Source organism: Gemmobacter caeni, assembly GCF_003054195.1.
Lineage (GTDB): Bacteria > Pseudomonadota > Alphaproteobacteria > Rhodobacterales > Rhodobacteraceae > Gemmobacter > Gemmobacter caeni.
Genome location: NZ_QBKP01000002.1, coordinates 180,777 through 197,068 on the forward strand (window position 1 = coordinate 180,777; position 16,292 = coordinate 197,068).

Sequence of the window (16,292 nt, forward strand, 5' to 3'; positions counted from 1 at the left end):
CCGCTCACGCCTCCCATCTCACGTCGTCCATCTCGAAATCCGGATCCTTTTCGGGCTCCGGCGCGTCCATTTCCGGCTCCTGCCCCTCCGCGGTCGGGTCCGTCCCGCCCGGCTGATAGGCCCGCTCGACCCCCGCGGCGATCCGGTTGATCCGGGCGATCGCCTCGTTGACAAACTCCCGTTTCTGACCGTCGATCTGCAACGGGAGCCCGTCGAGCAGGGAGAGGATCCGGTAAAGCCGGTCCTGCCCCTCCTCCGTCTCGATCGAGAACTTCGCCATGTATTTGTGGTCCTTGCCCGGGTTGCGCAGGGCGCGACGCGGCGTGTCCCTGAACGCAGGCAGGGGCTGACCGTGCACCGCCTCATGCAGGCCGGGCCGCTCGGACCAGAACTCATAGGTGCTCTGCCGAAGCGGGATCATGTCGATCGCGACCGTTTTCGCCCCTACCCGGATGATGATGTCCGCCACCATCGGCTCACCGGCCCGCCCCTCCGGGTCGATCCCGCCCCAGACCCGGAACCCTTTGGACCCGTCACGGGCCAGCTGGTCCCGGATCAGGTCACGCACCGCCTCCGCGGCGACGAGACCGGAGGGGAGATTCACCGGCAGCTTGCCCAGATCGACCTTGCTGTCATGGATGACGATCCCGCGGGAGACCTCCCCCTCCATGTTCCGGTAGAGCGAGACGGTGCCGAGGTTGTTCTCCTTCGCCACGTTGATCGCCTGAAGCACGTTCCCCTGAAGCACCTGGACCGGCAGCGCACGACGCAGCCGCGCCATCTGGGTGAACTCGGCCAGATAGTCCTCATTCACCCCCTGCGAGAGGCCGGGCCGGAACCGGATCGTCTCCATGTCCCGCGACAGGAGGCGCGAGACCGCCATCGTTTCCGGTTTCGCCATGCCCGGCGAGATCAGCCGGATCTTGTAGGCGGAGGCCAGATCGAAATGGCGGGTCTCCTGCGGCGGGATGAGGTCGACGACCGTGTTCACCCGGCGCGCGTCTGGATCATCAAGGGTCGGGAAACGGACCGCGACGCCGGGCTGGAGGTTCTCCAGGAGCCAGATCAGGTCCGTCAACTTCCCGTGCTGGGTCGCGAACCGGCCCGGAACCCCGGTCGGGTTCTGAAGCGCCGCGTCCATGTCATAGCCGGAGGGGAGATGCGGACGCATCAGGGTGGGCAGGTTCTGCCGGATCCGCTCCGCGTAGGGGGCGAACCCGTCCGCCCCGTGCAGGGTCGCGCAACGCTCCACCATCGCGATCAGCCGCTCCGCGGTGACCGCCTCATCGGTGAACTCGTGCACGCCGGTCGCGATGTAGAGCGGGGAGAGGAAGACGGAGGTGTCCAGGTCCTCCTCGGCCCGTTCCTGACCCGAGAAGATCGCGGTCGCCTTGATGTCGATCCGGCCCGGGAACTCCTTCGGCTTGAGCGGGTTCGCGTTCCGGCTCTCCAACTCCTCGATGAGCACGTCGAACTCCATCCGGATCCGCTGCACGAGATCGTCCTGCTCGGCCGCCGGTAGCATGATCGACCGGGCGAGCACCCGGTTCGCAAGGCTCTCGATCCCGCTTTTCGCGGTCCCGGACCCCTCGTCCACAAGCCCCTCGCCCCGATCCGCCGCCGCCTCCGCCTCCGCGAAATCCGTGAACCCGAGTCGGCGCGCGAGCCCCGGCATAGAGAGGAGCACGTTGCGGGTCGCCTCGTCGCCCACCTTGTTCAGCAGGTCCGGCACGTCATCCAGGAGGAGCGGGTGCGACCGGTTCCCGTCGACGGAGGCGCCAAGGGAGCGCAGCTTCCCGTTGCGCTGCTGCATGATCCGCATCTCCGGGGTGAGGCCGGTCATCACGGAGACCACCTTCGGGTCCTCCACCTGCCCGTAACGGTTCCCGCGCCCCTGCGACTGGACGTATTTGATGATGTCGACCGGGGTCTCCAGCTCGATCATGGTCCGCCCGCGCTGGTCCTTGAAGTCCGGGGAGGCGTGGTAGGACCCCCCCGTTGCGCCGGCCGAGTTGTAGATCAGGACGTCCAGTTCCCCGGAGTTGAACGCGTCGATCACGGCGCGGCGGTCCCGCTCCTCGGTGGCTCGACGCTCGATCCGACCGTCCCGGTAGCACAGGGTCCGGCCGGAGATCTCCCCCACCCGCATCCCGTTCGCCTCAAGCCGCTCCTTCAGCGCGTCAACCGGGGAGACGGGCAGGTCGTCGGGGAGCTGGTCGATCAGCGCGTCGACCCGACGCGCCGCCTCCGCCACCTCGCGCGAGACCTGACGCGCGTCCTGACGCTCCCCGTTCAGGGTGAGCCGGTAGAGCCCGTCATGGATGCGACGGATCTGGTCCTTCAGACCCAGCGGCGGGAGGGCCGCGATCTCCTCATCCGTCATCCGCCCCTCATCGGCCCGGATAAGCTCGTTCAGGAGCGCGGAGTTGGTGGAGTGGAAGGTGATGAGGGGCTTGCGGTTCATATCCATCTCCGCCGCCGCCACCTCGACCACCTGGTCGATCTTCAGCGCGTTCATGGTGATCCGGGCCAGGTTCGCGAGCGGGCCGCCGATGGCGAGGCTGTACTGCGAAAGCTCGTTGGTCCGCTGCCGGGCCACGTTTTCGGGCACGCCGCGGTTGACCATCGCCCGGAACTCGAGCGCCTGACGACGGCCGACCAGCTCACCGATCTGGGTCGAGGCGTCAATCATCCCCTCCACGATCGGGGAGAACCGGTTCATCACGTCCTGGTAGTGGAGCATCCGACGATCATCGGGCAGGTTCACCTGGAACTCGATGTTGCTCAGGTCATGGTCCCGCCGCAGCATCACCCCGTCCTCCGCCAGCATGGAGGCGAAGGACTCCTGGGCCACCTCACCGCCGGACTGGATGTTCTCGAGGATCGTGTTGAGACCCTCCCCCGCGGTGGCGGGCAGAAGCGGCTTGTAGAGGTTGAGCCCTTGCGGGTTGCGCGCCGGGGTCGCCGTGCCGAACACGACCTGACCGGCCGGGACCCGCTCGAGCGCCGCGCGGACGTTGCGCCCGGTGTTCGAGCGCGGGTTGAGCGCGTTATGCGCCTCGTCGAGCACGATCATCGTGTTCGCGTTCATCGCGTTCTCCATCCAGAGGGACGGGTCCGCCTCCTCGCGACAGTTGAACTTCGAATAGGTGGTGATGAGCAGGTTGTACTTCTCAGGCCACTGACCGGAACGGAAGATCTCCTTCTGCTCCTTGTCAGAGAGGGAGCGGACCTCCTTGGAGATCACGTTGCCGGTGGTCGGGTCGACGGAGACGTCGGTGAACTTGGAACCGGCGCTCAGGAAGCCGACCCGGATCTCCGGCCAGGCCCCGACCGCCTTGAGGTCACGGCAGACGTCCGGAACGTTGATGGTGCCGGATTCCGTGAAATAGAGGACCCGGTTCTCCGGGTTCGCCCGGATATGGGTGCGCGCCATCGCGGCGAGGCTGCGCCCCTTGCCGACCCCGGTCTGGTCGGCGAGCAGGAAGCCGCGTCCCCGATCCGCCGCGTTGAGCCGCATGCCGACCGCGTCCACCTGTTCCGGGGTCAGCAGCTCGCCCAGTTCCGCCGGGGAGCGGCCGAGAGCGGCTGCGACCGCCGCGTCCACCCCGCCCATCGCCTCCATGTCCCGGCTCACCCGTTGCAGTGCCCGCGAGGTGGCCCCCTCGAGCGCGATCGGGATCATCGTGAACGGCTCCCCCACGCGGGAGAGCGGCATGTAGGGGCGCTGGCGGACGTTCTCCTCGCGCGTATCCTCGGCCCGCGCCTCGGCCCGGTCCTGCTCACCCCGGTTGAAGTCCCGGATCCGGCTGCGGGAGCGGAAGACCTCCCGCTCAAGATTGGGCAGGTCCTCATGGGTGGCCACCCGGAAGGTGCGCAACGCCGCCTGGGGGAGCGCCTCCAGCGGTTCAGGCCGCGCGTCCCCGATGAAGAACATCATCAGCCCGACCCCGTCCCTGACCCCGTCGGCCACGTTCGGGGCGATCTCGGCCACCGCCTCGACCCCGTAGGCCCGGCCGACGTCGGAGCGAAGCCGCTCATTGATCTCCATCTCCGCCGTGCCGGGCACGATCAGGATGGTGGAACCCTCGGCGGGACGGCGGGAGAGCGCGTTCAGCGCGAAGCCGGAGACCCCGTCCGCGCTCACGTCGGACAGGTCGAGCACCTGAAGGGGGGCCCCCTCCTCGCGCATGCGCGGCAGCGCGATCGCGAGATCCGGGTGCCCCCGGTAATCGACCCGGTCATTCCCCTGGGTGACGCGCCGCAGGAGGCTCAGGGTGGCGGCTGAGGGGCGAACCCCCTGCCCCGGCTCGGAGCGCCGCGACAGCACGAACTCGGTGGCGGCGCTCAGTCTGAGCGCCCGCATCAGGCCGGCCCGGTCGGACCCCGCCTCGATCGCGACCGCGGTGATCTGGCGCAGCATGGCGGTCCGGGCCAGCTCGACCGCCTCGGCCCGGTCCAGCTCGATCTGCCCGCGCGGCCCCGGCTCGATCGCCGCGTCGATCACGCGGCCGAAGTCGTCCGCGTGAAGGGTCCCGTGGCGCGCCATCATCAGAAGGCCCGCGGCGATCCCGTCAAGGTCAGCGGCCCGGTGCGCGCGCAGGAAGAGCGGGGCGGCACCCCCCTCCCCCTCATGCACGAAGGAGCGGGTCCCGTCCTCGGCGGAGACGCGGCGGAAGAACCGTCCCGACCCGTCCCGAACCACCTCCTCCCCGCGGAGGTTCAGACCGATGAGGCTGACCGTCTCCGGGTCCGGAACGGAGGGGGGCCGGCCGGTCTCCCGCTCCTCCTGGCGCGGGGCCCGGGGGACGAGGTTGACGGTCATTTCGGCGGAGAGGATCCGATCAAGTCCGATCTCGACCACCTCGGCGCCGAGCGCCTCGGCGAGGTCCGGGATCCGGACCGTCTTGTCGGACTGGCCCTTGAAATAGCGCAGCACGCGCGGGTTCACCGGGGTGGGCTGGAACCCGTGCTCCTGGGAGATCCGGGAGATCTCCTCCCCGCGCGTCCCCGCCCCGACCAGAAGGATCAGGCCGGACCGACCGTCGCCGGTGACGACCCGCTTCATGCGCGCCTCCCCGTTCGGGAAGGTGATCCATTTGACGACCTTCTGGGGCGCTTCACTCATGTCCGTTTCTCCGCTGGCAGGATCGTTCAGGGGTCACTTTCAACGAGAGGAGAGAAAACATGAACCGTTTTTTTCTCGCAAAAGAGAAAGGGGCGGCCGCTTGGCCGCCCCCGCCTGTTCCTTTCAGATCTGAGGGCTCAGGCGCCCAGATCGGCCTCCTGAACCCCGTCCAGAAGGGCGTCCAGGTCGTCCGCGTCCATCGCGCTCGGCGCGGGCGCCGAGGGGGTGGCGGGTGCGGCCGCCTTGGGCGCCTCCGCCTCCGCCTTCACGGCCGGGGCCTCGACCACGGCGCGGATCGCCTCGCGAACCTCATCGCGGAACTGCGCGACCGCATCCTTGCAGGCGGCGATGTTCGGGTAGGGGACGGCGAAGTCCTGACCGAAGGCCTTGATCGCCACCCCGCCCTTGAGCAGGACGCTCTGGCGGGACCAGCCGGTTTCGGGGGCCGCGTCGACAGAGACCCCGACCGCCTCGAAGAAACGACGCATGTCATCGTTCGAGACCGAGCGCCATCCGCCCTTGTGGAAGGCGGCCTTGCCCTCCTCGGTCGCGGTCTCCAGGAACCGCTCCTTGAGCCGGTCAGCCGCGTCCTTCGGCAGCGGGTTCTCCCCGGCCGTCTCGTTGAGCGCGTACTGAACCCGCACCCCGGTCGACAGGACCTTGAACTTCTCCGGGTCGATGGTGGAGATGTTGACGTTCCCGCCCTTCTCCTTGGCCTCCTCGATCTTCTCGGCGATCATGTCCGCGGTCGTGTTGCCGACCTTGATCTGGCGCGAAGGGACGACGGAGACCGGGGTCTCGGTCAGCGCCTTCTCGACGGCCGGCAGCAGGTCGCCGAACCCCTCGATCACCATTTTCGCACGCTCGACCGGATCGTTCGGGACGAACTCGCCGTCGACCATCGCGCCGCCCAGGCCGAAGGCCTTCGATCCGACCTTGCCGCCCTCGTTCATGAAGACGTAAGCGCCGCCCGTCTTGCGGAAGGCGTCAGCGAAGGCGTCGCGCAGCTCGTCCAGCGAGCTGGCGGACTTTTCCTGCTCCGGGTAGATGACGTTCATCACGATCTGGGTGTGCCCGTCGCGGCTCTTGCCGGGCAGGACGCGCAGGTTCGCGATCCCGTCATAGATGACGTCATGCTCGTTCTGGGGGACCCCGTTGAAGGTCCGCATCCAGCGGGAATCGTAGATCCCCTTCTCCCCCTCACGGACCCGCTCGATCCGCAGGGTGCCGCCCTTCTCGATGTCGACGAAGGACTTGTGCCCCTTCTTGGTGAACTCCTTGATCCCGACCGACTTGCCGCCGTTGTTCGGGACCCGGACCTCGATCTCGGCGCCCGCGGCCGGACCGGTCATGACCTGGCCCTTGACGGTGGTGTCGGTGAAGGCGGTCGCCTTCAGGATGATGTTCCCCTGCGGCTTGGCGGCGCGCGCGCTCATCTTGCGACGGGACTGGTTAAAGGCGGCGGTCAGCTGTGACATGTTTCAGGTGCCCTTTCTCAAGCTATCTGATGTCCGACCCGCGAGAGAGCGGGTGACGAATCGGTTTTTCGCACAGGGCGGTGAAAACTGCGACTCATTTTTTCGCAAATCAGCGTCGAACACCCGTGGCCCGTTTCGGGGCGCCCCCCTTCGAGCCCCCCTTCCCCATGTTCTTGTCGATGAAGGCGGAGCAGGCGGTCATGTCCGTCCGTGCCGTCTCCGGCAGGTCGATCCCGGCCTCTTCGGCCAGCTTCTCGGCGAAGGCGAGCTGCTTCTCGGACGGGGGGCGCGGCGGGGCCTTTTTCATGGCCGCGTCAATCCAGGACGACAGGTCCCGGGCGGAGGCGAGCGCCGCCTCCGGGATCTGAGCGCCGGTCCGCTCCGCCAGGCTCCGCGCCAGCGCGACCTGCTTCTCAGAGGGGGCTGACGAGGGGCGTTCGCCCCCCTCACCGGCCTGGCGGGACCCCAGGTGCTCGTCGAGGAAGGCGCGGCATTTCGCGCTGTCCGTGGTGACCCCGGGCGGAAGCTTGATCCCCTTGCGTTCGGCCACCATGCGGGCGGCGGCGATCATCTTCTCGGTCGGCTTCGACCCCTTCCCGATCGCCACCTGTTTTCCGGAGGCGCTCGCGATCCGGGAGATCTCCACCTCCGTGTCCTTCAGGATGCGGGCGACCGCGTCCTCTGCCGTCATCCGCCCCTTCTCGACGAAGTCGAAGGCCATCTCCCACTGCGCGGTCCGAGCCGGGTCGACGACGTTCGGGGCGATCTCCATCAGCAGATCATAAAGCGCCATCCCGCCGGGCGAAGGCTGGAGCGTCTTCCCCTTGGCGACGATCTGCCCCTGGGTGAGGAGCCCCTTGACCACGTCCCCCCGGGTGGCCGGCGTACCGATCCCCTTCGCGTCCTTGAGGCGGGCCCGCTTCTCCGGGTCCTCCACGAGGCGCCAGGCCTCCTTCATCACCTTGATGAGCGCCCCCTCCGTGTAGCGGGCGGGCGCTTTCGTGGTCAGGGTCCGGACCGTGGTCTCGACGATCTTTCCGGACTCCCCGGGCCGGATCTCCGGGAAGAGTGGCTCCTCCTCCCCCGTCTTGAGGGGGGCGGCGCCGGTGATCTCCTTCCAGCCCAGAATCAGCGGGACCCGGCCGGAGGCCCGGAAGGCCCAGTCATGCCCTTTCCAGGGGACCGTCATCTCCACGGTGGTCTGACGGTACTCGAAATCCGGGGCGAGCGCTGCCAGGTACTGGCGGGCGATCAGATCGAAGAGTCGCGCCTCGTCGGCGGGGAGGCGGGGGATCACCTCGCCGAAGGTCTCGGCGGTGTTCGCGTTCGGGATGATCGCGTAGTGGGACATCCCCTCGAGCGCCTTGTCGGAGAAGTGGCCCGTTTTCCCTTTTCGCACCTCCGGTTTCGCCAGGAGGGCGCGGTGAGGACGCAGCGGGCCCAGCCCGGTCAGGGCGGAGACCAGCTTCGGGACGTCCGCGATGTTGTTCTCGGGAAGGTACTGCGCCTCCCCGCGCGGATAGGTGATCACCGTGTAGGTCGCGTAGAGGGACTGCGCGGTCGAGAGGGTCTTGTCGCCTGACCAGCCGAACCGGGCCGAGGCGGCCGCCTGAAGGGCGGTCAGGTCGAAGAGGCGCGGCGGGCCCTGGCGCTTCTTCTCGGATTTCACCGAGACCGGACGGGTCAGCCCCTTGGCGGCCTGGGCGAGCCCGTCCGCGTATTCCCGCTTGAGGATCCGGCCACGCAGCGGGTCCGCCGCCTCGAGCGCCTCCTCATCCGCCTCGAGCTCCTCATCCGGCTCCGCCTCCGGCTCCTCCTCCTTCACGACGCTCGCCGGCAGGCGGGCGCAGGTGAGGACGAGGGGTCCGGCGGCGACCCGCACCTCCGCATCCACCTCGTAGAGGTCGCGCGGCTTGAAATCGAGGATCTCCTTCTCCCGTTTGCAGACGATCCCGAGAACCGGGGTCTTCACCCTTCCGATCCCGATCGCCCCCTTCTGTCCCGGGGGCTTGAGGGTGACGGTCGCGGTCCGGGTCAGGCTCAGGTTCGTCACCTGGTCCGCCTGCTCGCGCGCCTGGCCCGCCATATAGAGCCCGTGGAACTTCTCGTTCGGGTGCAGCCGCTCAAACGCCTCACGCAGGGACTTCGGGTCCTCCGCGTTGAAGATCGCCCGTTTCACCACCCCACGAAACCCGATGTAGTCGACGATCTCGCCCCCGATCAGCTGCCCCTCCCGATCACAGTCAGTCGCGATGATGATCGTGTCCGCCCCGGTCGCGGCCGCCCGGATGTCGTTCAGGAACTTGCGCGCGTCCGGGACCGGGACCTTCTCGTAGAACTTGCCCGGCCAGAGCAGGGTCGCCGACCACTCCTTCCACTCCGCACGGACGTCATCGGGCTCCTTCAGGGTCAGGATATGCCCCCGCGCCGGGAGCACCTCCCCGTAGCGGTTCCCGACAGCCGCCCTGATCGCTTTCGCCTGGGACGGTTTTTCACAGATGACGACGGACTTGCCCACGCGGCCCCCTCACGTTCCGGTTCTCATTCCGCACAGGTATGCCTTATCGGAACGGAAAGCGAAACGGTTTTTCGCACATTTTTAGAGCGTGGGCTCCGTGTAGCCGATCCGGACGATCGGAACGCGTCCGCTGAGTTCCGCGAGCGGCAGCGCCGGATCCCGCTCAAACCGCTCGTTCAGGGTCTGAAACGGGGCGTTCGGGTTCTCGCGCATCGCCTGGGCGACCCGGAACTCCGTGAGGGACTGACGCAGGGCGGTCCCGAGCGGGACCGAGGCGGTCAGATGAAGCCGCAAGGCCCGTTCCAGGCACCGGCCCTCAGTCAGGGAGGCGTTGGGGGAGAAGGACCCCATGAGGTTCTGCGGGGGACCGCCGGCCTCGGACGGACCGTCCGAGAGGTAGTCCAGCTCCGTGTCGATCACCCCGCAGACCGCCTCGGCGAGCTCCTCACGCACGGTGAGGTTGGCCCCGGCCGCCCGAAGCGGGGCGATCCGGTCCGGCTCCTGAGACTCCAGCAAGGTGACGACCGCACGCGCGAGAGCGATGACCCCCGCCTCATGAGACACGCTGAATCGCCCGATGTCGCGACCGAGCCGGCCGCACCAGGCCGCGTCCGGGGTCCCGTCCGCGACCGGGCTGCGGGCCTTGTAGATCCGAAGGGCTGCAACCGGGTCGGACTGGAACTCCGCCTCGATCTCCATCAGATCCCCCGGCTCCCCGGTGATGAGGAGGCCGGCGGAGACCCCGAGCGCGTCCGGGGTTGCGGGCTTCCCGCGCAGCCAGGACCGGATCCGATCCCCGTCCCGGGTCTCGGGCGGGGGCGGGAGCGCGGCCGGGACCCGGACCGGGCCAGGGGGGCGGCCGCCCGGAGCGGCGGGGAAAAGGGGGACGGAGATCAGGTCCCCCTCCTCGTGATGAAGCCGAACCGGGCCGTCAAGGAGAACGAAACCTGCGGGAGGGGACGGTTTTCGCGCCGGCGGACGCTCCGCGGTGCGCCCCGGCGGGGCGTTGCGTGCGGGAGCCCCCACGCCTCGTGTGACCGACCGGGGCGGACCCTCGAACCTGCGCATCGCTTCGGCGAGCGGGGACTGAGGCGGAGGGGTCTGCGAAACGGGGGGCGGTGCCGGCGTTTCGACCCGGGCGGGGACCGGGGACGCTGTCCCCCGCGGCGAGAGGTCCGGGACCGCGCCGAGCGTCTCCACGAGCGCGGCGAGGACCGGGTAGGCCCGTACGGCCGTGAGCCCGCGGGCCACCTCATCATAGAGGATCCTGGCCACGTCCTCGGCCGCCTGGCCGGGGTCGGAAAGGGTGAGATGGCCCGCGACACTCTCCGCCAGGGATCGCCCCGGACCGGGAACGGCGGCGCGCAGCCGCTCGGCGAGGTCGCGGCGCGATCCGGCCCCGAGACGGTCCCGCACCGCCTCCTCAAGCGCCGGGCGCGCCCGCCCGCTCTTCAGAACCTCGAACAGGAGCTCGGCGGCGCGCTGCGCGTTCCCGTCCGCCATGACCCGCTCGAGCAGGTCCCCCTCGGGACCGGTCCTGACACGGGCCCCGGAGGTCACGGTGAGACCCCCGCAAGTTCGCCGCGCACGGCGAGGGGGACGATGTTGTCATGCGAGAGGTCGGACCGGCTGCGCAGGAGGGTGCGCTCCCCGCCCGGACCGGTCATCACCCGGCGTTCCGAGGTCATCAGCCGCCCGCCAAGCATCAGGAAATGGGACTCCGTCTCGATCACCGTTCCGGGGTCGGGCGCGTAACGGCCAGAGATGGTGAGGCGCTCCCCGTTTGAGAGCTCCTGGGAGAGGAAGCGGAACAGGTCGGATTCGGGCGCCTCGATCCCGTCCGTCGCGAAGAGGTATCCGGTGCAGGCCTCGTTGCGCGCGACGAGGACGTTCCGGCCGTTGACCGGACTCAGGGAGACATGAACGGGGACCGGGGCGAGCCGCAGGCCGGAAAGCAGAAGGCGCTGGTAGAACCCGTCCGCGTCCTCCGGAACCGGATAGATCAGGGTGACCCCGGTCGGGGTGAAGGACTCTTTTGGTGGTCGCATCATCAGGGGGGTGGTTTCCTTGTTTATCCGCTCGATTATCGTTCTTGATGGGATTGTGGATCAGAAGGGGAGCTCCGGCTGATCGGAAACCGGCGGCGCCGCGGCGGCGGGCGGGTCCGCCTTGCGCCGCACACCGGGCGTCTGGTGATGGAACCGGATCGTGTTCACCGCCTTCTCGTCCGACTCCATCTTCTGGACGAGCGCGTTCCCGATCCGGGCGTCGAGGGTGCCCGCGACGGACATGTAGCCGATATCGACGTTGCGCTCCTGACCGATGCGCCAGATCCGGTCCTCGATCTGGATCATGTTTGACGGGGTCCAGTCCGGCTCGACGACCCGCATGCGGGCGGAAGCGGTGAGGGTGATCCCGGTCGCGCCCGCCAGGCTGATGATGATGCCGCGGATACGTTCGTCCTGCTGGAACCGATCAATGATCAGTTGTCGCTCGGACGGCTTGACGCTCCCGTCATATACGAGAAAGCTTCCCGGTAACCGTTTTTCGCTTTCCTCGTGAATGATGCGGATGACCTCCTTGTGGTGCGCGAACACCACGGTCTTCGTCCGATTCTCCGGGGCCATGTCGGTCTCATCCTCCAGCTCGTCGAGGATGAACTTTGCGCAGTGCGGCGCCTTGATCAAGCCGAGGTTTCGTCTGACGCGCGCCAACTCGTTGAAATTTGGCGTATCCGGGTCGATGAGGGAGATCGCGTTGATCACGACCCCAGCCTCTTGGGTCTCCCCGACCCGTACGTCCGTACGCGATATGCGGCTGACCAGCGCCTCCAGATTCGCCTCCGCCTCGCGCAACAGCTCCTTGTCCTCCTTCGAGAGGCGCACCGGGATCTCGAGCGGGGTGCGGAACTTCGGCGGCAGGTCCGTGTCGCGCTTGAGACGCCGGATGAAGGAGCCGGAGCCGCGCATGCGCAGCTGAAGTTCCGTCTCCCGTTGCGGTTTTCCGTCCATCGGGATGATCATCTCGACCTCCCGGTTCCCGCGCCGCATCTTCTTCTTGATCAGGACCGGGGGCTGGTAACGGTTGAGGAAGATCTCGCGCGCCTTGGGTCCCCTGCCCCAGATGTCCGGGCGGGAGGAGGTCAGGAGCGGCCAGAGCTCGGAGACCCGGTTCGGCTTCGGGGTCCCGGTCAGGTGGACGAGCTGTCCGGCCTCCGTGAGAGGGAGCATCCGGGCCCCGTCGAGCTCGGTCAGATCGCCGAGCACCGCCTTGGTCCGCTGGGCCTCCTCGTTCTTGAGGTTATGCGCCTCGTCAGTGAGGATCAGGTCCCAGCGGCGCTCGCGCAGACGCTCTATGTTCTTCTGGAGGATGTCGTAGTTGATCACCACGACGTTCGTGTCGGGGAACTCAGACCCCTCCGCGTAACCGACGGTCAGGTCCCGGTTCACCATCCACTTGTCGATCTCGCGGGTCCATTTGATCTTCATGTTCGCCTGGCAGATGACGAGTACGTTTGTCGCATCCGGTTTGGCGTTCATCAGGCCGATGCCCTGGACCGTGTTGTGGGTTACGATGTAGTCGTCCGTCACATAAAGGTGGTCCGGGGCGTCCACCGCGATGCACTGGACCGGCTTCACGCTGATCGGACGCACACGTGAAAGAATGCGAACCGGCGCGCTAATCGCGCCCGGATCAACCGTTCTCGGGAGATGCACCCGCAGCAGCGGCGCCTTGTCGTCGGCGCGGGCGGTTCCGCCCAAGGCGCGGACCTCATCCTGGAGGCGTCTCATCGCATCGATATCGGAAGGGCGCACAACGAGATGGCCGTCCGGTTCACGGTCCGAGATCGGCAGGATACGCGCCATAAGACCTGCTCCGCTCCGTCCAGAATGGGAGATGAGCGGGATTTGGAGTTGTGCACCGGCCTCGAGACGTGTCCGGATCTCCGCAAGTCTCAAGACGACAGGCGCGCCCGCACCTGATGCGTCGCGCTCTTCTACCGCCCACAGATGCTCATCACAGCACTCGGTCGTCGCGCCGTCCGAGAAGGTGACGCGGAAGACCTCCCTCTCCCCTTGCGGGTAGACCCCGGTCACCCGCGTCGGCTTCCCGTCGGATCCGGTCACGAGATCGCCGACGTTTATATCTCCCATCCGGCGCCATCCGTCAGGGGTCAGGATCCTCGCGTCGAGCGGTTGCGCTTTCCCAAGCCCCATGTCGTCCGCGATGATGCCGGATCTTCCTGACCTGGCGATCTGCTGGATCCCGGTCTTCTGGAAGGGGAGATAGTCGATATCGGCGGGGACCGGGACGGAGAAGTCCGCAGGCGCCTCCTGCGCCTTGGAGATTCGGATATTCGCAGCCGCAGACCGGACCCGCTCCTGCAAGAGCGCCTGCGCCTTCTCCGTCATGAACCCCTCGAGGTTTCCGGCGATGAACGGGTCCCGGGTCCGGTAGGGACGCGTCCCCATCCTCTCGGCGATCTGCGGCGACGGGGTTTCGATCGGCAGCCAGCCCGCCGCCTCGAGCGCCTGGATACGGAGCTCGTGATCCGCGTCGCAGTTGGCGACGAAGTCCTCCCGGGTCGCCCCGACCTGAAGGGCGCGTTTCCCGGGGCTCACCCCGGCGCCACGGCCCAGAAAACGCTCCAGCCCATCCTCGGATGGTTTTTCGTCAAAGGCGAGCGCGGCCATGTCCCGCGCCTCCCGGGTCGCACTCACCCCGAAACGGAACTTCAGAAGGGGGATCAGATAGACCGGAGGCCCGCCGATCGAGGGGGGGGCCGTCCAGATGGACATCCCGTCCTCCTCCTTCCAGGGGGCAAGACCCTGAAGCTCAAGGAAGCGGCGCAGCTTCGGCGGCATCGTCTCGGTGGGGCCGGAGACAACCGCGTTGTAGCGCGGCTGATCCCCTTTGAACTTGGGATCCTTGCGCTTGATGTTGACTCTCAGGACCATTTCGTGTCTCCCGTCACCCTCCTTCGGGTCTAGCCTCGGGCCGTGAAAACACAAAGCGGCGATGCTCCGGCCCCGACCGCATGGGGTCTGGCCGCCCCCCCGCCGAGGTCCGCATCGCCCCGCCCCGGGGGGGCTGACGATCGGCCCCATTATTTTATTCGTTATTTTTTTTCATAAACCAGTTTGACACCCTCTATTTTTTTTCTCATATTAAATTCACAAGACGCATGGTGTCCCCCGGAGCGGTGACATCATAGGGCGAAACCGGGAGGAAGGGCCTCCCACGTAACCGAGGGCTAGGACATGACCGCGCAGGTTAAGACAACGGACCAGGGTGAAGGAGCCGAGGGTTGGGGTTTTTCCGGCCAGGGGCATAACGCCGCCATCATTTTCTCGGTGGAGACGATCACCCCGGAACAGGCCCGGAAATATCTCGAGGCCCGTCCTCAGGGCTACCACCCCGACCACAAGCGGCCGATCACGGAGACCCGTGCGATCGCGACCTATGCGGAGGCGATGCGGGCCGGCGGCTGGATCAACAACCGGATGCCGATCATCTTCGATCAGGACGGGAACCTGGTTGACGGGGCCCTCCGCCTCGAGGCCTGCATCCTGGCCGAAACCCCGTTCGAGACGCAGGTCGCCCGCAACGTGCAGCGCGACACCCTGCACACGATCGACCAGCATCGCCGTCGCTCATACACCGGCGTGCTCGAGGCCCGCGGCGTCCGAAACGCCGGCGCCGTCATGCGGACCATGTCCAAGCTGATCCGGATCGAGAACGGGATCCTCGGCAAGCAGAACCTGCCCATCAGCTGGTCGCGCTATGACCGGGTCTTCTCGGCCAACCCGGAACTGGTCGAGGCGGTCGCGATGGCCGAGGAGATGCGCGGCTCGAGCCTGCACTCCACGCCCCGACCGGTCCTGATATTCATGGCCCTGAAGGCGGGCAAGCGTCGCGAGGTCCGCCAGTTCATGGCGGCGATGAGCGACCCGGAGGCCTTCGATCCGACCAACCCGGCGGTCATCCTCGCCAACCAGATGGACACGATCCGCGACAGCGGCGGGATGATGGACGTGGACAAGGCGCTCGCCCTGTCGATCCTCGCCTTCAACGAGTTCCTGGAAGGGAAGCCGCGGCGCAAGCCCTACGCCTGGGAGCCGGACTACGGCGAGGGCCGCCTGAAGAACGGGATCGTGTCGAACTGGAAGCTCGTGCGCGAGACCGCCCCGGACAACCTCGGGATGCCGAAGGTGAAGGGGTACCCGGGCCTCTCGGACGGGGTGTTTGACATCCGTCGGGACGCGGACGAGTTCGCCGGGCGTCTCGTTGACGTGATCAAGCAGGGGATCAGCGACGACACGCAGGACAGCGGGATCGAGACCCGCCTGGTGACCCCGGAGATGGCCGAGCGCTGGCTCCAGATGTTCAACACCGAGAACCGGAAGATCCAGCGCAGCCACGTCGACATGATCGTGCGTGACATCCGGGACGGGAACTGGATGGTGAACGCACAGCCGATCTGCTTCACCGGGGACCCGGACAAGGCCGGTCCGGACGACAAGTGCCGCCTCCTGAACGGTCAGCACCGGCTCGAGGCCTGCAAGATCTCCGAGATCCCGATCGAGATCCCGATCGCCAAGAACGTCCCCGAAGCTGCCTTCGCCACCTACGACATTCACGCCAAACGGACCCTCAAGGGGACCGAATCCGCGGCCAAGGCGGATGACCGGGTCCTGAAGGCGGCGGCGAAGATCCAGTGGCGCGTCGACCAAGGCTACCCGTCCACCTACCGGCTCACCCCCTCGGCCAGCGAGCTGATGCGGACGATCCAGAACCACCCCCACCTCGGGGACGGGTTCGCCCGCGCCCGCCGGATGAAGAAGTTCGCATCCGCCGGGGTGATGACCTACCTGATCTATCGGGTTACACAGGAGCACGCGGAGATCGGGGAGCAGTTCCTGGACGATCTGGAGACCGGTGAGGGGCTCGAGCGGGGTAACCCAGTGATCGGGGCCCGGACCAGCGCCATCGGAGAGCGCGGGAAGCGGAACCGGAAGGACACGCTCGAGGAGCTCGAGGAGGCCTGGCGCGCCTACAAGACCTACAAGGGGATCGCGGAGGAGCCGGAGAACCCGTTCCTCTCCGACAGCGCCCAGGACGACCTGTTCCGCGACACCGAGTGATCCGGGACCGGGAAGACGAACGG

The 16,292-nt window shown here is 67.5% G+C and carries 7 protein-coding genes; 1 reads left to right on the forward strand and 6 read right to left on the reverse strand.

Features of this window, described 5'->3' with window-relative positions; translation table 11 throughout:
- Positions 1-4: 4 nt before the first annotated feature.
- The 6 genes from C8N34_RS03710 to C8N34_RS03735 all read right to left on the reverse strand — a co-directional run bounded on the left by C8N34_RS03710 (position 5) and on the right by C8N34_RS03735 (position 14,082).
- A complete protein-coding gene (locus C8N34_RS03710) occupies positions 5-5,128 on the reverse strand; it encodes a DEAD/DEAH box helicase (RefSeq protein ID WP_108127840.1) in 5,124 nt (1,707 codons plus the stop codon).
- Positions 5,129-5,265: 137 nt separating this feature from the next.
- On the reverse strand, positions 5,266-6,606 hold the full coding sequence (locus C8N34_RS03715; RefSeq protein WP_108127842.1) for a hypothetical protein: 1,341 nt from the start codon (positions 6,604-6,606) through the stop codon (positions 5,266-5,268).
- Positions 6,607-6,715: 109 nt separating this feature from the next.
- On the reverse strand, positions 6,716-9,124 hold the full coding sequence (locus C8N34_RS03720) for a DNA topoisomerase (protein WP_108127844.1): 2,409 nt from the start codon (positions 9,122-9,124) through the stop codon (positions 6,716-6,718).
- A gap of 81 nt (positions 9,125-9,205) precedes the next feature.
- Complete coding sequence (locus C8N34_RS25895; protein ID WP_145693572.1) at positions 9,206-9,823, reverse strand: hypothetical protein; 618 nt, start codon at positions 9,821-9,823, stop codon at positions 9,206-9,208.
- Between the two features lie 857 nt (positions 9,824-10,680).
- Positions 10,681-11,175: a hypothetical protein gene (locus C8N34_RS03730; RefSeq protein WP_108127848.1), complete on the reverse strand. Its 495-nt coding sequence runs from the start codon at positions 11,173-11,175 to the stop codon at positions 10,681-10,683.
- Between the two features lie 57 nt (positions 11,176-11,232).
- Complete coding sequence (locus C8N34_RS03735) at positions 11,233-14,082, reverse strand: SNF2-related protein (RefSeq protein ID WP_211317722.1); 2,850 nt, start codon at positions 14,080-14,082, stop codon at positions 11,233-11,235.
- Between the two features lie 303 nt (positions 14,083-14,385).
- On the opposite strand from C8N34_RS03735, the gene C8N34_RS03740 reads away from it, so the two are divergent.
- On the forward strand, positions 14,386-16,269 hold the full coding sequence (locus C8N34_RS03740; RefSeq protein ID WP_108127852.1) for a ParB N-terminal domain-containing protein: 1,884 nt from the start codon (positions 14,386-14,388) through the stop codon (positions 16,267-16,269).
- The last annotated feature ends 23 nt before the right edge of the window (positions 16,270-16,292 follow it).

What these genes read in the sequence shown, in the direction of transcription:
- C8N34_RS03710 (WP_108127840.1), bottom strand. Translation starts at nt 5,128, where the DNA reads ATGAGTGAAGCGCCCCAGAAGGTCGTCAAATGGATCACCTTCCCGAAC.
- C8N34_RS03715 (WP_108127842.1), bottom strand. Translation starts at nt 6,606, where the DNA reads ATGTCACAGCTGACCGCCGCCTTTAACCAGTCCCGTCGCAAGATGAGC.
- C8N34_RS25895 (WP_145693572.1), bottom strand. Translation starts at nt 9,823, where the DNA reads ATGGAGATCGAGGCGGAGTTCCAGTCCGACCCGGTTGCAGCCCTTCGG.
- C8N34_RS03730 (WP_108127848.1), bottom strand. Translation starts at nt 11,175, where the DNA reads ATGATGCGACCACCAAAAGAGTCCTTCACCCCGACCGGGGTCACCCTG.
- C8N34_RS03735 (WP_211317722.1), bottom strand. Translation starts at nt 14,082, where the DNA reads ATGGTCCTGAGAGTCAACATCAAGCGCAAGGATCCCAAGTTCAAAGGG.
- C8N34_RS03740 (WP_108127852.1), top strand. Translation starts at nt 14,386, where the DNA reads ATGACCGCGCAGGTTAAGACAACGGACCAGGGTGAAGGAGCCGAGGGT.